General features: G+C 38.8%; 22 protein-coding genes and 1 tRNA gene. 15 read left to right on the forward strand and 8 right to left on the reverse strand.

The window, feature by feature from the left end:
• Nucleotides 1-31: 31 nt before the first annotated feature.
• Nucleotides 32-1,456 (reverse strand): NADP-dependent isocitrate dehydrogenase, encoded by a 1,425-nt coding sequence (locus SOI84_RS06985; protein WP_320673832.1) that lies wholly within the window; start codon nucleotides 1,454-1,456, stop codon nucleotides 32-34.
• Between the two features lie 138 nt (nucleotides 1,457-1,594).
• Between SOI84_RS06985 and SOI84_RS06990 the strand changes: the two genes are divergently transcribed.
• Nucleotides 1,595-2,572, forward strand: a complete 978-nt coding sequence (locus SOI84_RS06990; protein ID WP_320673833.1) for a glycosyltransferase family 2 protein — start codon at nucleotides 1,595-1,597, stop codon at nucleotides 2,570-2,572.
• 9 nt (nucleotides 2,573-2,581) lie between these two features.
• On the opposite strand, the gene SOI84_RS06995 is transcribed toward SOI84_RS06990, so the two are convergent.
• Complete coding sequence (locus SOI84_RS06995; RefSeq protein WP_320673834.1) at nucleotides 2,582-3,871, reverse strand: ChbG/HpnK family deacetylase; 1,290 nt, start codon at nucleotides 3,869-3,871, stop codon at nucleotides 2,582-2,584.
• A 160-nt stretch (nucleotides 3,872-4,031) separates the two neighbouring features.
• On the opposite strand from SOI84_RS06995, the gene SOI84_RS07000 reads away from it, so the two are divergent.
• The 5 genes from SOI84_RS07000 (at nucleotide 4,032) to SOI84_RS07020 (ending at nucleotide 7,453) form a co-directional block, all read left to right on the forward strand.
• Nucleotides 4,032-4,460 (forward strand): hypothetical protein, encoded by a 429-nt coding sequence (locus tag SOI84_RS07000; protein ID WP_320673835.1) that lies wholly within the window; start codon nucleotides 4,032-4,034, stop codon nucleotides 4,458-4,460.
• Nucleotides 4,461-4,546: 86 nt separating this feature from the next.
• Nucleotides 4,547-5,263: a heme oxygenase (biliverdin-producing) gene (locus SOI84_RS07005; RefSeq protein WP_320673836.1), complete on the forward strand. Its 717-nt coding sequence runs from the start codon at nucleotides 4,547-4,549 to the stop codon at nucleotides 5,261-5,263.
• 113 nt (nucleotides 5,264-5,376) lie between these two features.
• Entirely contained in the window at nucleotides 5,377-6,105 is a 729-nt protein-coding gene (locus tag SOI84_RS07010) for a 15,16-dihydrobiliverdin:ferredoxin oxidoreductase (protein WP_320673837.1), read from the forward strand.
• Between the two features lie 12 nt (nucleotides 6,106-6,117).
• Entirely contained in the window at nucleotides 6,118-6,888 is a 771-nt protein-coding gene (locus SOI84_RS07015) for a phycoerythrobilin:ferredoxin oxidoreductase (RefSeq protein ID WP_320673838.1), read from the forward strand.
• A gap of 85 nt (nucleotides 6,889-6,973) precedes the next feature.
• The gene (locus tag SOI84_RS07020) at nucleotides 6,974-7,453 is read left to right on the forward strand and encodes a low molecular weight protein-tyrosine-phosphatase (RefSeq protein WP_320673839.1); all 480 of its coding nucleotides are present in this window, start codon (nucleotides 6,974-6,976) and stop codon (nucleotides 7,451-7,453) included.
• Here SOI84_RS07020 and SOI84_RS07025 read toward each other — a convergent pair.
• A complete protein-coding gene (locus SOI84_RS07025; protein ID WP_320675410.1) occupies nucleotides 7,443-8,987 on the reverse strand; it encodes a bifunctional pantoate--beta-alanine ligase/(d)CMP kinase in 1,545 nt (514 codons plus the stop codon). The genes SOI84_RS07020 and SOI84_RS07025 overlap by 11 nt on opposite strands.
• A gap of 281 nt (nucleotides 8,988-9,268) precedes the next feature.
• Between SOI84_RS07025 and purM the strand changes: the two genes are divergently transcribed.
• A complete protein-coding gene (gene purM, locus SOI84_RS07030; RefSeq protein WP_320673840.1) occupies nucleotides 9,269-10,303 on the forward strand; it encodes a phosphoribosylformylglycinamidine cyclo-ligase in 1,035 nt (344 codons plus the stop codon).
• 153 nt (nucleotides 10,304-10,456) lie between these two features.
• Nucleotides 10,457-11,101, forward strand: coding sequence for a histidine phosphotransferase (locus SOI84_RS07035; protein ID WP_320673841.1), 645 nt, complete (start codon nucleotides 10,457-10,459; stop codon nucleotides 11,099-11,101).
• Between the two features lie 488 nt (nucleotides 11,102-11,589).
• On the opposite strand, the gene SOI84_RS07040 is transcribed toward SOI84_RS07035, so the two are convergent.
• A complete protein-coding gene (locus tag SOI84_RS07040) occupies nucleotides 11,590-11,817 on the reverse strand; it encodes a hypothetical protein (RefSeq protein WP_320673842.1) in 228 nt (75 codons plus the stop codon).
• A 430-nt stretch (nucleotides 11,818-12,247) separates the two neighbouring features.
• On the opposite strand from SOI84_RS07040, the gene SOI84_RS07045 reads away from it, so the two are divergent.
• Complete coding sequence (locus SOI84_RS07045; RefSeq protein WP_320673843.1) at nucleotides 12,248-12,787, forward strand: recombinase family protein; 540 nt, start codon at nucleotides 12,248-12,250, stop codon at nucleotides 12,785-12,787.
• A 5-nt stretch (nucleotides 12,788-12,792) separates the two neighbouring features.
• Here SOI84_RS07045 and SOI84_RS07050 read toward each other — a convergent pair whose 3' ends face one another.
• Both SOI84_RS07050 and SOI84_RS07055 read right to left on the reverse strand, forming a co-directional pair.
• Nucleotides 12,793-13,338, reverse strand: a complete 546-nt coding sequence (locus SOI84_RS07050) for a hypothetical protein (protein WP_320673844.1) — start codon at nucleotides 13,336-13,338, stop codon at nucleotides 12,793-12,795.
• 327 nt (nucleotides 13,339-13,665) lie between these two features.
• Nucleotides 13,666-13,736, reverse strand: a tRNA-Cys gene (locus SOI84_RS07055).
• Between the two features lie 15 nt (nucleotides 13,737-13,751).
• Between SOI84_RS07055 and SOI84_RS07060 the strand changes: the two genes are divergently transcribed.
• A complete protein-coding gene (locus tag SOI84_RS07060) occupies nucleotides 13,752-15,011 on the forward strand; it encodes a lipid-A-disaccharide synthase-related protein (RefSeq protein WP_320673845.1) in 1,260 nt (419 codons plus the stop codon).
• 56 nt (nucleotides 15,012-15,067) lie between these two features.
• A complete protein-coding gene (locus SOI84_RS07065; protein WP_320673846.1) occupies nucleotides 15,068-15,334 on the forward strand; it encodes a hypothetical protein in 267 nt (88 codons plus the stop codon).
• Between the two features lie 12 nt (nucleotides 15,335-15,346).
• Here the strand turns inward: SOI84_RS07065 and SOI84_RS07070 are convergent, their stop codons facing one another.
• Nucleotides 15,347-15,991: a ribonuclease D gene (locus SOI84_RS07070; RefSeq protein ID WP_320673847.1), complete on the reverse strand. Its 645-nt coding sequence runs from the start codon at nucleotides 15,989-15,991 to the stop codon at nucleotides 15,347-15,349.
• Between the two features lie 279 nt (nucleotides 15,992-16,270).
• Here SOI84_RS07070 and SOI84_RS07075 point away from each other — a divergent pair, with 279 nt between their 5' ends.
• Both SOI84_RS07075 and SOI84_RS07080 read left to right on the forward strand, forming a co-directional pair.
• A complete protein-coding gene (locus SOI84_RS07075; protein WP_320673848.1) occupies nucleotides 16,271-16,825 on the forward strand; it encodes a cofactor assembly of complex C subunit B in 555 nt (184 codons plus the stop codon).
• Between the two features lie 16 nt (nucleotides 16,826-16,841).
• A complete protein-coding gene (locus tag SOI84_RS07080) occupies nucleotides 16,842-17,609 on the forward strand; it encodes an N-acetylmuramoyl-L-alanine amidase (RefSeq protein ID WP_320673849.1) in 768 nt (255 codons plus the stop codon).
• Here SOI84_RS07080 and hemF read toward each other — a convergent pair.
• Nucleotides 17,599-18,618, reverse strand: a complete 1,020-nt coding sequence (hemF, locus tag SOI84_RS07085) for an oxygen-dependent coproporphyrinogen oxidase (protein ID WP_320675411.1) — start codon at nucleotides 18,616-18,618, stop codon at nucleotides 17,599-17,601. The two genes, SOI84_RS07080 and hemF, sit on opposite strands and share 11 nt — an antisense overlap.
• A gap of 219 nt (nucleotides 18,619-18,837) precedes the next feature.
• Here hemF and SOI84_RS07090 point away from each other — a divergent pair, with 219 nt between their 5' ends.
• Nucleotides 18,838-19,923 carry an Mrp/NBP35 family ATP-binding protein gene (locus SOI84_RS07090; RefSeq protein WP_320673850.1) on the forward strand — a complete coding sequence of 362 codons (1,086 nt, stop codon included), beginning with the start codon at nucleotides 18,838-18,840 and terminating at the stop codon, nucleotides 19,921-19,923.
• 86 nt (nucleotides 19,924-20,009) lie between these two features.
• Nucleotides 20,010-21,200 carry a rod shape-determining protein RodA gene (gene rodA, locus SOI84_RS07095; protein WP_320673851.1) on the forward strand — a complete coding sequence of 397 codons (1,191 nt, stop codon included), beginning with the start codon at nucleotides 20,010-20,012 and terminating at the stop codon, nucleotides 21,198-21,200.
• Nucleotides 21,201-21,208 lie beyond the last annotated feature (8 nt).

The following is a 21,208-nucleotide window of genomic DNA, read 5'->3' on the forward strand; positions in this document are numbered from 1 at the left end:
TAGAGGCTCGATCTGTTGAGCAGTTTTTTATCTAAAACCTTTCAATCACAGCTTCTCCAAATCCACTACAACTAATTGCTTCAACAGGTGGATCCATTAGGCGAGCAAGGTCATATGTAACTTTTTTATCTGAGATTGATTTGCTTAACCCTTTTGTAATTAGATCTGCTGCTTCTTGCCACCCAAGAAACTCAAGCATCATTACCCCGCTCAAAATCACCGAACCTGGGTTGATTCGGTTTAGACCTGCATGTTTTGGAGCGGTTCCATGAGTTGCTTCAAAGATCGCTGCCTTATCGCCAATGTTTGCCCCAGGAGCCATGCCTAGACCTCCTACAACAGCAGCAGCAGCATCAGATATGTAGTCACCATTGAGATTTAACGTTGCAAGGATTGAGTATTCCTGTGGTCTGGTTTGGATTTGTTGGAAGATGCTGTCAGCAATTCTGTCGTCGACTAAAACCATTTCACGCCATTTTCCATGCCCATGACTTTTGCCTATTGCATTTAAAACTTCTTTTATTTCTTCGCAAATTGTCTTTTGTTTCTCTGGCGTTAATGATTCATAGCCAGGTTCAATCAGTTTTGCATTTCCTTCGATTCCAAGATGGGGGCTGGAAAAATCATTTTCAAGAATCCAGCTTTCTCGCTCTGTAACACAAACTTCTCTGAATTCAGTAGTTGCTAATTCATATCCCCAGTCACGAAAAGACCCTTCAGTAAATTTCATGATATTGCCTTTATGAACAAGGGTGACGTGGCGTTTTTTTTCATTCAGTTTTAGAGCATGTTGAATCGCTTTGCGAATATGTCGTTGGCTGCCACTCTTACTTACAGGCTTTATTCCTATGCCTGCATCTGCAGGAATTTGTCGATTTCCTAGTTTGCCGTTTGCTGGAATGACAACTTTATTTAGATGTTCTTTGAGCTTGATCCCGATGGGATCATCACTTTCCCATTCGATTCCCATATAAATGTCTTCCGTATTTTCTCTATACACAATTAAATCAAGGTCCTCTGGTCTTTTATGAGGACTGGGAGTGCCTTTGTAATAGCGACAAGGGCGGACACAGGAATACAGGTCAAAAATTTGTCGAAGAGCAACATTTAATGATCGAATCCCTCCTCCTACAGGTGTTGTAAGTGGGCCCTTAATTGCGACACCGTAGGTTTGAATAGCTTTTAGGGTGTCTTCTGGAAGGTATTGATAGGTCCCATATAGATCACAAGCCTCATCTCCTGCATAAACTTTGAACCATTCGACATTTCGTTTTTTGCCATATGCTCTTTCTATGGCTGCATCGAGCACTCTTTGGGCGGCAGGCCAAATGTCAACACCTGTACCATCTCCCCGAATAAACGGGATAATTGGGTTGTCAGGTACTTGTGGCTGTCCGTTCAGGAATCTAATAGCTTGTCCTTTTGAGGGTTTTGTGAGCTTCTCGAATTGCGTCATAACTTCTTGATTGATTAACAGGCGTTCTTTCGAGCCTATGTCTTTGGGGATCAATTATGTTTGATAGTTAGCTCTATAGCTTTTCTCAGCCAAAAAGATGATTGCATTTCAACAACTGAATTGGTTCCTTTAAAGAATATGATCGATACCTCTTCCTCTGAGACTGAAAAAATAAACGAAGTATGGGTTGTGGCGGCTTGTTGGAATGAAGAAGCCGTTATATGTCAATTTATTGAAAGGGTGCTTTTACGTCCTGATGTTGCTGGATTGGTTTTAGTTGATGATGGCTCTACTGATTCGACATTGGAGAGGGTTAGACAGTGGCAGAAAAAATCTGGAGACCAAAAAAATGTTAAAAAGGTTGTTCTGATTGAATTGACTCGAAATTTTGGGAAAGAGGCAGCAATGCTTGCTGGACTTGATTTTGCGAAAGATTTCTCTGAAGCAGTTGTTTTGATCGATTCTGATTTACAGCATCCTCCAGAGTTAATTGATGAGATGGTAATAGCATGGCGCTCTGGAGCAGAAATCGTTACTGCGGTAAGGGATGATCGTGATCAAGAGTCGCTTTTTAAGATAACTAGTGCTGCCTGGTTTTATAAGATTTTTAATCGACTTGTAGATTCTGTTCAACTGATTGAAGGTGCTGGAGACTATCGACTACTTAGTGCTCCTGTTGTTGAAGCTCTTACGACAATGAGGGAGTTTGGGCGATTTTCAAAAGGGTTAGTTCCTTGGACTGGATATCGGAGCTTTGAGATTAGCTATAAAAGAGTTATACGTTCTGGAGGTGTTTCTTCGTGGAGCCCTATAAAATTATTTAGTTATGCATTAGATGGAATTTTTTCGTTTTCAGTATTACCTTTAAAGATTTGGACTTTTCTAGGGATTACAGTCTCATTTGTTAGTTTGATTTATGCATTATTAGTGATTCTACGTACAATTGTTCAGGGAATTGATGTACCAGGATACGCTTCATTGATAGTCGCTGTTTTATTTCTTGGAGGGATCCAACTCATAGGAATAGGCGTTTTAGGTGATTATATTGGAAGGGTATATGTTGCTGCAAGAGCAAGACCTCATTACTTTATTCGGCACATATATAATATAGATTAACTATATAGTCTAATTACTTGATTCTTTCATAAGGATAAGGTCTTTCCACTCTTTTTGTCTCCATGGAGAAGAGAAGAACTTCTGTGAATATGGGAATTCATTATGCATTCCCATACTTTCTCCAGGTTCTAAATTTGCTGCTGGATGTACCAGAATCATAGGTTGAGTTTGCCATGGATAAACCTGAAGAATTCTTAATTCCATCCAAGCTGACTTTATTGCATTCATGCTCATTTTACCTGTGAAAAGAACACCCGAAAATCCAGCATTTGTTTTGATGTTTGCTTTTTTAATTTGATTGGATGCAAGGTTGCTAAGAACTTGAAGTGTTAGCCACTTCAAAAAACCACCATCTACGCAACTTTTGAGGAGATTCTCAGTTGAAGTATTATTTGGTAAGGGCTCATAAGTTGTTCTAATCCATGACACATCTTCTGTCTTGGAAATTTCCAGAAGTACATCTAGAACAATTGGTATGAGATGAATATGTTGGTGCCCATCTATTGATATTGAGTCTATCTTTGTCAGCCTTTTAAACTTTTTAATTTGTGCCAATAGCTCTTTTTTTATTGCAAGTTCTATTTCTCTCCTAAGTGATGCTCTTTTTGGAAGAAAAGATGCAAATAGTAGTTTGCTAAATGTTTGATTTAAAGAGCCTTTATGATTGGAAAGCTTTCTTACTAGTCTGCTATTACTAACTGCAATCCCTTCAGTTAGAGAAATGTGTAATGTAAGTGGAATTTGTAGTTTGTTTTTCCATGCATGAATGGCTTCATTGACGGCAATTCCATTTACTAAAAGGCTTGCACTTTGAAGCGCACCAGCTTGTGCAAGAGCGAAAATAGCTTTGTTTGTTGCGTTCGTGAGTCCTAAGTCATCTGCATGAATAACAGGTGTGGACCGAGGCCTGTGAATCCTGTTAAAGCTGAATTTTGCTGCAAATGACCAGATAAATGCATTTATCACTGTTGGTGTGAAAATAAATATCCATGCTGTTAATCGAAGTTGTTCTACCGAGGAGAGCAAGATAGGTAACAAAGTGCAGATACTTGTATTGATGGTGAATTGAATTAGAAGCCATCTGCGCGCAAAGCGTTTACCACCAGTGGCCTTCCGAAATGTGTAAAGAGAATGACCCAGATAACTGACTAGTGATCCACTTAAAAATCCGATTAGATTACTAGCCCACAAAGCTATCGCTTTACTAAGGATAATTAGCACTATTGCATGTGTTCCAGCAGCAAATAGTCCAACAATGGAGTACTTGGAGACCTTGACTACTCGTTCAAAAATGATCATTCTTGTTGATTCTTCTTGATGGGGATTCTTGCCCTTGCGAAAAAGCTTACTTTTAGGGTAAAACAAATTTCAAGAGATTTTTTAAGGATTTTGCTATGAATATTTGGAAGATCCTTAAACATGATATTTCCTTAGAAGCTTTTGAGGGTAGGAGAGTTTTGTGAACGCCTCAGATCATGTTCATAGTATTGATTTAGCCCAAGCTCTTGCATCGTCAGTCACCTTGGTCAGGCGACATTTCCCATCGGCTTCAGTTAATTTGGCTCCATGGCGTGATGATCCTCAGACGCGTAAGTGGTCAGAAGCAGAAACGCTGGATTTTTCATTTCATTTTCCAGGATGGACTCCTCGTTTGCAGTGTCGCAGCCTCCTTTTGCAGTTGAGGTTTAGTACAGAAAAGCTCGATTTCAGTAAGCCTTATCTTTTGGGTGTTTTAATACGGGGCATGACATTTGAAGGAGAAAGATGGCGATTGGCTACTGTTGGTGAATGGAACCCTACGGGTCCTTATTTGCCTGAGTCATCACAGCTGATTCTTTTGAAGGAGATCTGCCGAGATCTGTTCTCTCTTTTCCCACCTTCTAATTAACTCTTTCTAACCCTTCCTAACCAAAGTGTTCCTAAAGCCTTCATTGGCTTCTAGCTTCAATCTAAATACCTATTGCATGCTGCTCAATGCCGCTTGACCTTGCGAGGCAATTACGAGAAGGGACCCGAAAGGCCCACACAATGGCTGAAAATACTGGGTTTGTAAGCTGCTTTCTTAAAGGTGTAGTTGACAAGACCAGTTATAGACTACTTATTGCGGATTTATATTTTGTCTATTCAGCAATGGAAGAAGAGATTAGAAGGTTGTCTGATTTAGGAAATACAATTATTTCTTCTATCGACTTCCCTGAGTTGAGTAGAACTAAGGCTCTTGAACAAGATTTGATTTTTTTCTTTGGCAGTCAATGGTCAGAAGTAGTTAAACCGACAATTTCAGCCCAAGAGTATGTGGAACGTATTCATTATCTTGCTAAAGAATCTCCCGAGCTTCTTATCGGTCATCATTATACGAGATATATTGGCGACCTTTCAGGGGGGCAAATTTTAAAGACAATTGCCAAGAAAGCTTTGAATCTTTCTGAAAATGGAGGCCTAAGTTTTTATAATTTTGATTTGATAAATGATGAGAAAGAATTTAAGCAACAATACAGTCAAACACTCAATTCATTGAAGATTGATCAGCCTATGGTGGAATCTATAGTAGAGGAAGCTAATAATGCATTCAAATATAATATGAATATTTTTCAGGAGCTTGAAGGGAACTTGATTGCTGCGATAGGGAAGGTTGTTTTCCGTTTGTTGACGAATAGGAAACGTCCAGGTAGTACTGAGGATAAAACCTAGAATTTCATTTAATAAAAAGTTTTAATATAGATTGCTCAATTTTTTTTAGAGCCTATGCTTAAGACTGTCTCAACCGCTCTTTGAATATACAGTTATCTAACTAAGCGAGAGTTATGTTTGATACCATGCTAGAGGAATTAAATACTGGTATTCTATTTCGTGGTGGAGAGCTTATCGAGCTTCCAAATGATATTCAAACTTGTAATAGTAATAAGGGAGATGGGTTTATTAGAAACTGGCTTTGGAATGTTCCGGGATTTCGCCGCTGGCGTGTCACTAAGTTAACCGCAGGAGAGAAATTGGAGGTTTTGAATACAGTCGCTTACCCTAATTATGATAATGACCAGCCAATTCTGGGAGTTGATCTTTTATGGTTTGGAGTTACACGAAAGTTGGTGGCTGTCCTTGACTTTCAGCCTTTAGTTCAGGACCAGGAATATTTCTCAAGACATTATAAAGGATTGATTTCTTTAAATAGTAAGTTCCCAGAACTTCGTAAGAATGAAAATATGCATTCATTTGACCCAGAGCAATATTTTTCTCCATGGTTGTTATTTTGTAGAGGGGGACTTGAAGAAGCTAACAACTCACTCCCTAAAGCTTTTAGCTCTTTTTTAACGTGTTATTGGGATTTGAGTAAAGAGATGGTGGATAAATCTTCGCGATTGTCATCTCAAGAAGTTCGTAAATTGCAAACTCATTATGATATTTATTCTTCTGAGAGAGATCCTGCACATGGATTATTTACAAGTTATTTTGGTAAGGCTTGGACTGATAAATTTGTACATACTTTCCTTTTTCCTGATAGTAATAATGACGACTCTTCTTTTGAGAGAGAGTGAATTTAAGAAAGTATGAAATTGCGAAATAGAAGTTTGGATCATATCTGCCTTCATCAATGGTATTGGCAAAAATTTATAGATGATGCAATTACATCTGTTTCAAAGTTTAATCTTTCTCCATGCCCTCTTTCTAGTGAGTTTTTAGATAAGAAAGTGTTATCAGGACCAAGAAATAAACCTTTTCATGTTTCAGTTCAGACTTGGGCTGGTTCAACAGATAAATTGAAACTTGCTAGAGCAGCTTGCATTAAGGCAGGTGATCATACTGATGTGCTTAATTTTGTTTTAATACCTTCACCTCAATATGATCTACCTTTTTTTGGAGCAGATTTTGTAAGCCTTCCTTCTGGTCACCTCATAGCACTCGATTTACAACCTGTTTTGAGGAATGACCTAACCCATTTTCGATTACTTTGGGAAGGTTTGGCTCCAATATTCAACCAATGGAGTAAAGAATTTCCATTTGGTGGAAGGATTCCAGATGAAGCAAAGAAATATTTTTCACCAGGATTCTTATGGACAAAACTTCCTTTAGATGTGAACTCTGATCAACTTATTCAAAGTAAACTTCTACCCGCCTTTAATGCATATTTGAGTTTGTATATAGATTTACTTGAGAAATCAGAATTGGTTTCATCAAAAAGATCTGAACTGCTTTATTCAGGTCAAAAAGAGTATCTTGAATATCGCGCTGCAAAAGATCCAGCTAGGGCTATGCTGACCCGCTTTTTTGGTAGTTCTTGGACCGAAGAATATATTCATGAGGTTTTATTTAAGCTTTAGCTTCCTGAATTATTGATTAATAATATATCTCTGGCAAACGTACGCATGCGTCAACTAATATTTGAACTAATAAGCGTTTTGTCTAGTGGCTACAAAAATATTATTTGTATGCTTAGGGAATATATGTCGATCTCCTGCTGCGGAAGGAGTCTTTCTTCACTTGCTTAAGTTGAAGAAGCTTTCTCGAGAATTTGAAGTTGATTCTGCTGGTACAGGAGGTTGGCATGTTGGTAGCCTTCCTGATAGGAGGATGCAAAAGGCCGCAAATAACAGAGGGATTGAGTTGCCTAGTCTTGCTAGAAAGATTAATAAAAATGATTTAATTAATTTCGATTTGATATTAACAATGGATAATGAAAATCTTTGTTCTGTTAAGGCTCTCGCATCAGAGTTGGATTGTCCACCTAAAGCTAAGATTATACCGATTCTAAGTTTTGGTTCTAATCCTAACCTTACTGAAGTTCCAGACCCTTATTATGGAGGTGATATGGGATTTGAAAGAGTTCTTGATCTACTTGAGGATGCTTGTGATGGTTTACTAAAGAATTATTCTTCTAATTGCTAGGCCATACTTCTTGAGGGACTTTCTCTTTAAATAGATCAGCAATAGAATCTACGACTTTTTCTATATTCATGCCATCAGTAACTAGTTCAATTGCATCATGAGACTTAATAAGTGGTGAGATCTCTCTTGTCCTGTCTATTTCATCTCTCTGCCTGATTTGTGTTTCTATTTCTTCAATACTATCGTGTGTATAGCCTCTATTTTTTAGATCTTCATATCTCCGCCTTGCGCGTTCTTTCGTGGTAGCTGTAAGAAAGATTTTTAATTCAGCATCTGGAAATACTGTACTGCCGATATCCCTTCCTTCGGCTACTAGACCTCCATTTATACCAAGTGACTTTTGGTGCGTGGTTAACACTTTTCTGACTGCTTCTTGTTTGGCTATCTCAGAAACAATATTACTAATAGATTGTGAACGTATATCTTCACTTACATCTTTCCCATCTACAAGAATTGATTGTGAACCTGATTGGTTCAAATTAAGTTCTAATTGAAGCATTTGAATTGCATCTTTGACTTCATTTTTGTTTTTTGGGTCAATGCCTTTTTGTTGTATAAACCAAGTTACTGCTCTGTACATTGCTCCAGTATCGAGATAAAGAAGCCCGACTTTTTTTGCGAAGATTTTAGTAACGGTACTTTTTCCAGCCCCTGCAGGACCGTCAATTGCAACTATGGGTTTGCGTTCCATGAGGAATTTGTGATCTATAAGTCTGGTTTTGCCACATTTCACTGCAGCAGCTAGCAGACTGATTGTATGGCTTTTTTGAGCTGTTTGAAGTGTCCAGGGATCTACTAACTCAAGGTATTCGACTTCTAAACCTTCTTGATTGAGTCTCTTTCTCCACTCTTGAAGTTTTATCTTTTTAGAAGATTTAAACTCTTTTTCTGCTTGAGCCAATAATCTTGGGATTGCAAGAGCTTTTTGACGTTCCTTTGCCGTAAGATATGAGTTTCGAGAGCTAAATGCGAGACCATCTTTTTCTCGAAAAGTTTTAACTCCCCTAACTTTTAATGGAAGTTTAAGATCTTTTATGAGTTCTCGGATAATTAGTAGCTGTTGCCAATCCTTTTCGCCAAGAACTAAAACCTCTGGTTTGACAAGCGTTAAAAGACGTTCAACTACATTGACAACTCCTTCAAAATGTCCAGGGCGACTGAGACCACAAAGACTAGAGGCTAAGTTATCTCGTGCGTTCGTTTTCGATAATGATTTCTCATTTTCAGGAAAAATATCTTGAATAGAAGGCGACCAAATTGCCGATGATCCAGATTCTTGAGCTACTTTGCAGTCTTTTTGAAAGTTTCGTGGATATTTTTTGAAATCCTCTCCAGGCGCAAATTGTAATGGGTTTACAAACACACTTGTTAGGACGGAAATAGGTTTTGCTTCGTCAAAATTATGTGCTGCTTTAATCAGCTCACTATGACCTTTGTGCAGAGCTCCCATAGTGGGAACAAAGTAAAGGTCAAACTTTTGAGCATTGCGCCAGTGACGTAACTCATCATTTGTTCGTAGGATGGAAAAGCCCAGTTCAACACCTCATTAGCTTCAGCTTCATTGTGGATTGAAATCTTGCAAAAGTGCATTATTGGCCTTCATCAGTTTTGATAGATCAATTTTTCATCTCAGTAACGGAGCTACTGTTTGTTCAGTTCAATCATTCATATTTGGCATCGAACCATTGATATGATGCAGAACTTTCAAGATGATTAAAACTGTTTCTTATTTGGGAGCCTTAATGGCTTGAATTAACTAAGGTTTGTTGGTCCACAATCAAATGAGTAGGACTATTTGCCCAGCTATTTGGAGCTATGGATTACAAGACTTCTGGGGTTGATGTTGAGGCTGGAAGAGCCTTCGTTAGTCGCATTAAATCGAATGTTGAAGCAACCTTCAGGAAGGAGGTTATAGGGGGGTTAGGAGGTTTTGGTGGACTAATGCGTCTCCCAGAGGGCTTGAAGAACCCGGTCTTAGTAGCTGGAACCGATGGTGTGGGGACCAAATTAGAACTAGCGCAAAAATTTAAGCAACATCGCAATGTTGGTGTAGATCTTGTTGCGATGTGCGTTAACGATGTAATTACCACAGGATCAGAACCACTTTTCTTTTTGGATTACATGGCCACTGGGAAAATTACTCCGGAGGCAATGGAAGAAGTCGTTGCAGGGATTGCGGATGGATGTAGACGAAGTGGATGCTCTCTTCTAGGTGGTGAGACAGCTGAGATGCCCGGGTTTTATTCGCCTGGGCGTTATGACCTGGCAGGTTTTTGCGTAGCAGTTGCAGAAGAAGGTTCTCTTATTGATGGTAGTAAAATTGAAGTAGGAGATAAGATTATTGGCGTTGAAAGTAGCGGAGTTCATAGTAATGGGTTTAGTTTGGTAAGGAAGATATTAGAAATGGTAGATGTCAATGAGGAAACTATTTTTGGAGAAAAAAAATTACCATTAATTACCTCGCTTTTGGCGCCTACTAAGTTATATGTTCAGTTGGTAAGATCTCTTTTAAAGGATGAGGTCTTTATCAAGGGAATGGCACATATAACTGGTGGAGGCCTTCCTGAAAACCTTCCTCGATGTCTACCTCATGGTATGAGGGCTTATGTAGATCAGAGTTCCTGGCAGCGACCAGAGATTTTTCAATGGCTCCAGCACTTTGGCCAAGTTCCAGAAGCAGACTTATGGAACACATTTAATATGGGTATTGGGTTTTGCCTTGTAGTTTCTGAGAGGGATGTCGAGAGGGTTCTTCAGACTTCTACTAATGAGGGTTACTCTTCTTTTTGCATAGGCAGTATTGAGTCTTTGCAGGGTAATGAGGAGCTTTTATTGCGGGGCCTTGTTTAAAGCACTCAGTCTGCCCTTTTCTTAATAAATTTTGCTTCGGAGTTGTAAGAGCCTCTTCTTTGAAACGCATTTCTGTATTTCGACTAGTAAAATAAATAGAGACAATCCGATTTACTTGATCGGCATCAGCGTCGTTACATTTTCTTTAGATCGATGCCTTACGAGAGTTCTCAACGTTTAACACGGCGACGTAGTTCGGCTGGCCCTGTACCTCCCAAGAGACCCTTGGGTGATGGTTATGATTTGAATGGTCCAAACCGCTCAGGGGCTAGACCAACTTTTCTGACTCTTCGTGATCATGGCAAGGTCTATGTCGCAGACATGCCAAATCTTTCTGATGGTCAGTTGGCTCATATTGGAAAGGAAGCGGAAGAGGTCCTTGAAAGTTTGGAAAGACGGTTAAGTGATCTTGAACATGAGGTTGGTAATGGATTTGGTGATAATGACACCTTTATCAAGGCGTCAACAAAGCGAGATGTAACTCGCAGATTTATTAAGGCAATACAAGATGAGCAAGAGCACCGTAGTAATAATCCTGCTTTGAGAACGGCTGCATCCGAGTCCTTACCAAGAACATTTCTTGAAGTCGCACGACATAGACTTCCTGGTGCAACTTTTGATTCATTACTTAGAGAAGCTTTAGCTGCTTGCTCAAAGGAAGAGGAAGTTGAAGAAGCGCCTCCAGCACGAGCTCCAGCTCCAGAACCTCCAAAGCCTAAAAAGGTTGTTTCATTGCATTCTAAAAACTCTACTTCTATCCCAGTTGTTGTTAGTCCGGATCCTAACCATAAAAGTTAACTAATATCCAAATAACTCACTTAATAAACAACACTATTATCAAGGTGTTTAAATTAATTGAAATATTTGATAAATAAGAGAGAAATCAAAATGTCAGAAACGAATCCAAAGTTGTATAAACCATTAGATGGAGTAGTTTTCCAGGACAATGAGGTTGATATCAAAGGAGCTAACAGGGTACTATGCAACTATTGTTTGCGAACTTCCTCAAATGGAAATCGATGCATAGGACGATGTGTTGAAGATAGTGAATATTAATCTCTTATAGATAGTAGAGTTAGAATAGGCATGTAAATGAACATATAAAGAGTTCACTTCTTTTATCTTTTATGTTGTATATTATTTAGATCCCCAAAAACCAGGCTAATTCAATCTCTAAAAAAAAATATAATCGCTTGCTGGGAGAGCCTTTCTAGAGACGATAAATTATTTTTTGATTTAATTAATATGAATGATATAACAAAGTCGCTCTGAAAGAGGGTTTTTCATTATGAGCTTTTTTTGCAACAAGCATATATTGGCTTATCAGGAATCTCTTCCCCAAACCTGTCAAATTCTCTACCAATCAAATGACATTCTTTTTTCTCTTGGTTTTGCAGAATTCGTGAGAGAGAATTTGCCTTATTTTTATTATCTAGATTTTTTTCATTATATTTAATTTCGCAGATTTTTATCTCTGCAGAAAGAGGAGCTTGAGCAACAAAAATATTCAACATCAACAGAAACAAGATCTTTGTCCAGTTGTTAAGGACAGGCATGATGAGGATCTTCTTTGCTGTTTTTGAATGATAGTTCTTTCCTTGAAAAGTCATGGCAAAAATGAGACATTATTTTTCAGCAGGAAAAGTGTTCACTCGATTTCTTTAAACACATGTTAAAATAAGCTTTACAGAACAGTTATTAGAACAGTTATTAGAACATTGATTCGATTGATTAAACTAAAAAAAACAATGAAGAAAAGGAATTTGGAATTTTCTGTAAAACTTTTGACCATTCCTCTTAATTATCACTACTATAGTTTTAACTATAGTTTTTAACAGCTTGACAAGCTATCTTTTTAAGCAATCGAACTTCCTTTCTGGTAGGCGATCTTTTAAGGGTTTTCATAGGGCAAAATCGATTGGTTATTTTGTTCAAGAAGGATCTGTGAGTGATCAGAAGGTAGAAGATAGCCTGCTGAATATTGGTAGATGTTCGTATGTTTTGAATGATTCTCTTCATGAAGATGATTCTGTAACCGAAAGACCAGGATTTTTAATGGTTCTCAATCGTTTAAAAAAGGGAGACGAGCTTGTTGTCGAGAAACTAGATTCCTTAGGCTTAACGTCAGCAGAAGCAGCTAGGAGATTGCATTTATTACATAACCAAGGGATTTCTCTGAGAACCATTAAAGGAGATTTTGATAGTAGGGAATTGAGCGAAGCTTCAGAAAAGTTGTTTGCCCTTGTTACAGCGCTATTGGCAATTGGAAGTAATCATGATGAGAAAAATCAGCCCAAAAAAGATGTATGTAAGACACTAGAAAATAGGAATTTAGGGGGAAGGCCAAGGACGAGTGAAGTGAAAGAAAAGTTGGTTTTACGTCTTCGAGCAGATGGTTTCTCATATCGCTCTATTAGAGATCAGACTAGTATCTCGCTTTCAACTATTAGAAGAATTATAGCTGAGGAGAAATCAGCTGGTTAATGAGTTTAGATGTTATTAGTTACCTGTTTTATTGAATATATTAATGAGCCTGTCTTTTCATAGATTCTTACTTTTTCTTTTTTGATATGTAAATCAAAAGGATTTGTAAAAATACAAATAAGTATTCTTAGGAAGGTCCATATACTGTAACTGTTTTCATTATTTTTATTAACAATAACTTGCATCTTTTCTGTTGATAATTGCTTGAGATCTTCGATTATGTCTTTTATTAAAATATCATTTTCCTCTAGCGAATTAATTAGTTGAGACCTGCAAGCAGAATTTAAGGTGAATAGCATTTTCTTCAAGGCTCTTGTTGAATGAGTTTTATCTAGGATTAGTTCTCTAATAATACATTGGTATAAGATTTCCCATTTATAAGGTTCTTCCCTGTAAAGCAGCAAACCAGGTTTATATATTTCTTCGCTATTTATTTTTGCTAACCTGTTTTTTTCATCGTTTGAATTTTGTTCTGAGTTCCAATATTCATATAGAGGTGATGACCTTTTTATACATTTAGAAATTTGTTTGGAGATATAGTTCCCTTTCATGTAATTACATGCATATTTAAGATTTATTTTAAGAGACCTGTCTAGATTTTGTGAGCTTATACAAGTATATTCTCTTTGAGAAAGACATTGCACAGAGTGTATTTTGGGGAGAATTCTTAAGTCCTGGTCAAGAAATAACAAAGATCCTAATAGATGACTACTTGGTTAGGAAATGGCACACTAAAAGAGTGTTAAGCCCAATGATGGTTGAGAGAAGGGTACTTCCCGACCAAATTTAAGAGGTAAAAGATCCGTTTATGAGAAAAAGGGACCTATTAATTGAGTTCTTGCAACTGATCATAGGGATCGGTCTTAAGAAAGGTAAGAAGGCGGCACCCAGATTCGAACTGGGGATAAAGGATTTGCAATCCTCTGCCTTACCACTTGGCCATGCCGCCCAGAGTGAGTTTCAGGTGGTCTCTGCGGATCGTATCAGGCAGAGTAACCAGGCACTATTGGTTCTTTCAAATGGACATGGAGAGGATTTAATAGCTCTAAGAGTTTTGGAATCCATCCATAGATTGGAACCTAGCTTGAAGCTTGAAGTAATGCCATTAGTTGGTCAAGGTAAAATTTTTCAATTGCCAATATCAGAGGGCTGGCTTCGAAAAATTGGTCCGGAAGCCTCTTTGCCTAGTGGGGGCTTTAGTAATCAGAGTCTCAAGGCTTTTGTCTCGGATTTATTTGCGGGTTTAACTCTTATTTGCATAGATCAATGGAAGACAATCCGCAGAGCAGCGCGCAAAGGAAATGTAATTCTCGCGATAGGAGACTGCTTACCTTTGTTCATGGCTTGGAGTAGTGGCTCTTCTTACGGATTTGTTGGTACTCCAAAAAGTGATTACACCTGGAGAAGTGGCCCTGGATATTCTTTGAGCGACTATTACCACAACTGGAAAGGGAGTGAATGGGATCCTTGGGAATGTGCATTGATGAGATCTTCACGTTGCAAGCTAGTTGCAGTCAGAGACGCATTGACAGCTCGTGGTTTAAGGCGGCTCAATGTGATGGCTATTGCCCCAGGTAATCCAATGATGGATGAGTTGCATAGGAACTCTTGCCCTCCTTCGTTGAGGAGTTATCGAAGAGTCCTTTTGCTTTGCGGGAGCCGTATTCCTGAAGCAATGCGTAATTTTGAGAGATTGCTGATTTGCTTGGAAGATTTGAACCTGAATGAGCCAACTGCTGTTTTAGTTGCTCTAGGTTCGGAACCAACCATTGGCCAATTAGCCCTTGTCTTAAAGGCCCAGGGTTATGCCCCAGTAAATATCCAATCTGATGATTTTGAATCGCGGTTTTGTTGGGGGAAGAACTCTAGGCTTGTATTGCTTGGCTCTGGGAAATTTGCTTCTTGGGCTGGTTGGGCAGAGGTTGGTATTACAGCTGCTGGTACGGCTACCGAACAATTAGTTGGGCTTGGAAAACCGGCAGTTTCTTTAATCGGTCCTGGGCCTCAATTTAATCGTGATTTCGCATTGCGTCAGAGCCGTCTTTTGGCTGGGGCAGTAGAACCATTTACTGATTCAAAGGCTCTTTCAGAAAAATTAAAATTACTTTTGGAGAATCATAAACTTAGGCAGCGCTTAGGCCTTAGGGGGATTAGGCGCATGGGGCCGTCTGGGGGAAGTAAAGCCTTGGCAGAACTTGTCTCGAGTTGTCTTTTGGGAGTTTAATAAAGCTTTTACGAAAAAGACAAGCAAGATGTATTTTAGTTGTGAGAGGTTTTTTTATGGCCGCAATACAAGATCATGAATACTTAAAGGTTTGTGCTTTGTTGGCTAGGCACTTAAGTATTAGTCTTTCCTCGGCTCGCAGGCGTGTTGATTTGGTTGCGGCAAAGGAGGGAGCAAGGGATATTCAGTCAAGAAAGAATATCGCGATGCGTCTTTTAGAAGAAGCACGTTTAGCAATGGCCAATGAAGATTCATCATCCAAGCAATTAGATAATCTGTTAGAAGCTCTAGCTGAGGATGAAAACTTTATGGTTGAGGACTGAGAAAGAAAAGTATTAATGTTCAAATATATGATTGAAATGCATTCGATCTAGGTTTGAGAGAACAGGAATACATCTGAAGCATTCTTGTGCAATTTCCCACCTTCCCTCTCTACGAAGCATTTCTTCAAGGCGCATTCTTGCTGGTATGAGGTATCTAGTATCGTTTGCTGCATAAGCCAGTTGTGATTCATTCAGATTCTCCATTTTACCCCAGTCACTGCTTTGAGCTTGTTTGTCTAATTCCACTCCTACTAGTTCAAGTATTACTTCCTTTAATCCATGTCTCGGACTATAAGTACGAGCAAGTCGACTTGCAATTTTTGTGCAGAATATCGAGTTCATTTTTATATCTAATCCTTGCGCCAATGCGGCAACATCAAATCGCGCAAAATGCATAATCTTCTCTATCGAGCTTGACTCTAAGATTTTCTTCAGTCTTGGTGCGGATCGTTGGCCTTTGTTGATTCTTACGCAAGCAACATTGTCTTGAGAATCACAAATTTGTACAAGACAAAGCCTGTCTCGCCCATGGATAAGTCCCATGGCTTCAGTATCTACAGCAAGAGTTGATGCTTTCTCATAGCGATTTTCCCAGGTCAGATCAAGGTCTTGATCAAATACCTTGAAATTTGCTGGGGTAGAATTTACTTGTGACATAGTTTCATAGAGCTTAAAAAGACACTTAGATTAGTTCCTAGACTAAAAGATTATCTATATTAGTTGAGAATGTTTTTTGTGATGGTTTTTTGGAGGACTAGCTAGCAGGAGTATTCTTAAGGCATTCTAATAAGAAAATTATATTTCAGTCTCTATTAAGTTTAGAAAAAACTTTATTTTACTTTGCCTCTTCTATCCGGCATGGCTTAGTTTGGACTTGGCCTAGAATTTTCTTTACTTCTAAAAGCACTATAAAGGTAGATTTCCTTCTCTTTTCAAATGTCTAAAGTCCTCTCCTCAACTCTTTTATTGACCCTATTATTAGCAATTGGGTTGGTCTTTTTTCTTCGGGCAGCGAGTAAGGATCGTACAACCGTTGTTGATGTTTTTTCTTCAAAGCCACCAATTGAAGTATTAGATGGAATAAGTCTTTGGCTAGAAGGAAGGGGATGGATTAGAGATGGTGGGGATTTAGAAAAGAAATTGTTGCGGTTTAGAGGGAGCGTTTCTTCTAGCAATGGACTGGCTATTTTATTGTCAATTTATGGAATGGTTGGTTCAGCTTGCTTGGGCTTAGTACTGGTACAGCTTTATCCATTTTTAGGTTGGTGGCCACTTTTGCTTTCTGCCCTTGGACCTGTTGCCGGTGCTTTTTATCAGCGCAAAGCATCACGAATTGAGGCTGTCGAATTGCGCTTGATTAGTTCTCCCGAAAGTGATAATAGTCAGTTAAGGGTTAGGGCTCATAGAGATGAGTTGATTGCTATGGAGTTAGAGCTTTCTAATAGCTTAGCTTTAGCAAGCGATGGCTCATTACTGTCCTCTCCTATTTAAAATTCTTGCCTTTACCATGATTAGTTTAAGCAAGAGACTTTCGTTTACTTTGATTGGCATTTTGTTGACTTTTACACCTATTAATTTTGCTAAGCAACTCTCAAACTTAAAAGTAGATTCTTTAATCGGTTCACGTGTAAATCTACCTAGTTTCTGGATAGGGAAAGGTCAAATTAATCATGACGTCCATATTTTAGTTATGGCTGGACATGCTGATTCTCAAGGAATGAATGGTGCTGGCACTTCTGGTTATGTAGTTGATTTAAAAGGTGCTGCCCCAATGGATAGTTCCATGCGAGATGAATTGTATTGGAATTTACTTGTCTGTAAAGAACTTGTGTTATTAGGTAGACGTTATGGATTAAATATTAGTTTTTATGATCCCGAAATTCGTACATTGGTTGATGCTAATGACCCTAGAACCAATTGGTCAAATGGGTATAGGCATGCTTTGAATGGAGGTTATCCATTGGAAATACACTTTGATGCATATGGACCTGATGGCTATGGCTCAGGTTTAATACCTGCTGTTACTGATGATTTGAATAGTATTGATGAAAGCTTGGCCAGTGACTTTGGTCGATATCCTTTACTATTTAGGGGAGGGCTCGGTGCACCAAGGAGACAAATTCGAATTCTTGAAATAGGAAAATTAGAAGGTGAACTTGAAGATAGACTTCGAGATGCATCTACTAGAGATAAAACAATCAGGACTATAGCTATTAGAATTACTAATTCTATTTTAAAAGGTCTAAACAAAGATACTATAACTGTTAAGTTATAGCATTATTATTTCGGCATAGTTTCTCAAGATTATTATCATTTAGCCAATCTTGAGGTTGAGTGAAGATATCAGTTAAAAGTGCTTCACGTGATCCAGACTCTGACAAATAACCATATTCCCAGCGCGCCAGGGGTGGTAATGACATCAAGATTGACTCAGTGCGACCATTTGTTTGTAGACCGAAAATAGTTCCTCTGTCCCAGACAAGATTAAACTCTACATATCTGCCTCTTCTATATAATTGAAACTGACGCTCTTTCTCACCAAAATTAAGATCCTTTCTCTTTTCAATTATTGGACAATATGATGGGAGAAATGCGTTTCCACATGAAGTAGCTAGATTAAATAATGTCTCCCAATGAAAATTTTTTTCTCCAATCTCTCTAGAAATCTTTGCAGTCTTTCCGTCAAAATTCTGACCTTTGTATAAATTCCCAGAGCCATTTTGATAATCATAGAAGATTCCTCCTATTCCTCGTGCCTCTTCACGATGCTTTAAGTAGAAATATTCGTCACACCATGGTTTGAAAACCTTGTGAAAATGTGGGTCAATTGAATCACATGCATCTTTATGTGTTTGATGAAAGTGACGAGCATCTTCAAGAAAAGGATAAAAAGGTGTTAAATCTGCTCCTCCTCCAAACCACCACACTGGTCCTGCTTCGAAATAACGGTAATTAAGGTGAACAGTAGGAACATATGGATTCCGGGGATGAAGAACCATCGATGTTCCAGTAGCAAACCATTGATGGCCTTTAGCCTCTGGGCGTTGATTCAGGATTGAAGGAGGTAGTTCTTCACCATGGACCTCAGAAAAATTTACACCTCCTTGTTCAAATATTGTTCCGTCTTTCATTACTCTGGATCTGCCCCCGCCTCCCTCTGGGCGATCCCATGATTCTTCCTGAAATTTCCCTGTTCCGTCAATTTCTTCAAGACCAGAGCAGATTTTATCTTGAAGATTGAGAACTAATTCACGTGCTCTATCCCTGGAGTTTTCGGGTGGCATTGAAGAGATTTGGGATGTAGAAGTTGCCTCCTTTTTGTTTGAGGTAGAAATTCTGCCTGGTTTTATAAGATTGTCTATAAAAGAGCGGAACATGGAGGTCTTGTGGAGAGAAGTTAATCGTTTAGCTTTTCGTCGAGGGCTTTTCAAATTCCCTTTTCTCACACTAGAACAATATCTTTACACCATTAAGATCAAAGTCCTTCTTCGGCTAATTAAGTCATGAGTCTTACCAATCAAGTAAATAATATTCTCGGCGAAGTAAAGGATTCTGGAAGTGGGCGTCCTGTTGCTGAGCTGGGGTGGGTTGATCAAGTTCGTGTAATCCCTCCAAGAGTGATATTGAGAATGAATCTTCCAGCCTTTGCAAATTCTCAAAGGGAGCGAATTGCTCAAGAAATAAGAGATTCCTTGTCTAATTTGGATGGCATTAGCGATGTACAGATAGAATTGGCTAATTCTCAATCGCCACCTGATTCACCAATAGGCCAGGCAGGGCATGGTCAAGTTGCAGAGCCGCAATCTATCCCTGGAGTGAAGAAAGTAATTGCTGTTAGCAGCGGAAAAGGTGGAGTGGGCAAAAGCACGGTTGCAGTAAACCTGGCTTGTGCATTAGCTAAGCAGGGCTTCAAGGTAGGTCTTTTAGATGCAGATATTTATGGGCCAAATACTCCAACCATGCTTGGAGTGGCTGACCAAACTCCTCATGTAACTGGTTCAGGGACTAGCCAAATCATTTCTCCAATCCAAAGTTCTGGTATTTGTATGATTTCGATGGGCCTTCTTATAGAGGAAAGCCAGCCAGTAATTTGGCGTGGGCCAATGTTAAATGGCATTATTCGCCAATTTCTTTATCAGTGTAATTGGGGAGAACTGGATGTATTAATTGTGGATTTACCTCCAGGAACTGGTGATGCCCAATTGTCTTTAGCGCAGGCAGTGCCAATGGTTGGAGTAGTCATCGTGACAACACCCCAGAGGGTTTCATTACAGGATTCCAGAAGAGGCCTTGCAATGTTTGTCCAGATGGGTATTCCTATTCTTGGAGTTGTAGAAAATATGTCTTTTTTTGTGCCACCTGATATGCCAGAAAAACGTTACGCAATATTTGGCTCTGGTGGTGGAAAGCAGCTGGCACTTGAGAAAGATGTAGATCTATTGGCTGAGATACCTATGGAAATGCCTGTCCAAGAAGGTGGGAATAAAGGGTGTCCAATTGTAATAGATAAACCTGAATCATTTAGTGCAGATGCCTTTATCAAATTGGCAAAGGTTATATCTCAGAAATCTGGATTAAGTAGTGAATAATGCTAAGAATTTTTAGACGGAGTAGTAAAGAAAAGACTTTGCACCCATTAGTTCGGATAAATAAACCCAGGAATACTAACTTCATAATGTGGGCTATTCCTATTGGTTTGGTCATACTGTCAGGTTGTTTGATTGCGAGCACTCAGAGAAATTCTGACTTTGCTGATTGGTATCAACATTGGCTAACAGCATGTGTTGGTGTGTTAGTTGCGTTGGGGTTAGCACGTTTACCTTTGCGGAGATACAAGCCATTCTTGTTCCCAATGTATTGTGTAACTGTTCTCAGTCTTATTGCAGTTCGCGTTATAGGTGTATCTGCTTTAGGTTCCCAAAGATGGTTAAGTTTTGGAGGTATACATTTTCAACCTTCTGAGTTAGCAAAAATTGTAGCGATACTTCTACTTGCTGCAGTTCTTGAACGCCACCCAATTAGCAAACCTGTTGACTTAATTAGACCATTAGTCGTCATTTCTATCCCTTGGGGCCTTGTATTTGTTCAGCCTGATTTAGGCACATCTTTGGTATTTGGAGCTGTTCTGATAACAATGCTTTATTGGTCTGGCATGAAACTGGAGTGGGTCGTTATTTTCTTTTCGGGGCTAATAACTGCCATATTTACTGCAGGATATCCGTGGGGCCTTTTACTCTGGATTCCATTAATTTCACTATTGGCTTATAGAACATTGCCTTTTAGGGTTACTTTTGCTTCTTTAATATTTCTGTTTCAGATTCTTATTGCATTCGCCACTCCTTGGATTTGGGAAAATGGGTTAAAAGCTTATCAACGAGATAGGTTACTTTTGTTTCTTGATCCTTCCAAAGATCCTCTTGGAGGCGGTTATCATTTACTTCAAAGTACAATTGGGATAGGTTCTGGAGGTTTGTTTGGATCTGGTCTTTTGCAAGGGGAATTGACAAAACTGCAATTTATTCCTGAGCAGCATACTGATTTTATATTTAGTGCATTAGGAGAAGAAACTGGGTTTTTGGGAACATTTATAGTGGTTTTTAGTTTTGCTTTATTGATTTTTGAACTCTTGAAGATCGCAAGAAGAGCTAGAACTGATTATGAATCATTGGTTGTAATTGGCATAGCAACTATGGTGATGTTTCAGGTTATTGTTAATATCTTCATGACAATCGGGCTGGGTCCAGTTACTGGGATCCCTCTTCCTTTTATGAGTTATGGGAGGACAGCATTAGTGATTAATTTTATGGCAATAGGAATCTGTCTTTCCGTTGCTCGCCAATCATTTTTGAATTCTGAGAACTTGTGAATCGTTCT

The sequence above is a fragment of the Prochlorococcus sp. MIT 1341 genome (assembly GCF_034092415.1).
Lineage (GTDB): Bacteria > Cyanobacteriota > Cyanobacteriia > PCC-6307 > Cyanobiaceae > AG-363-P08.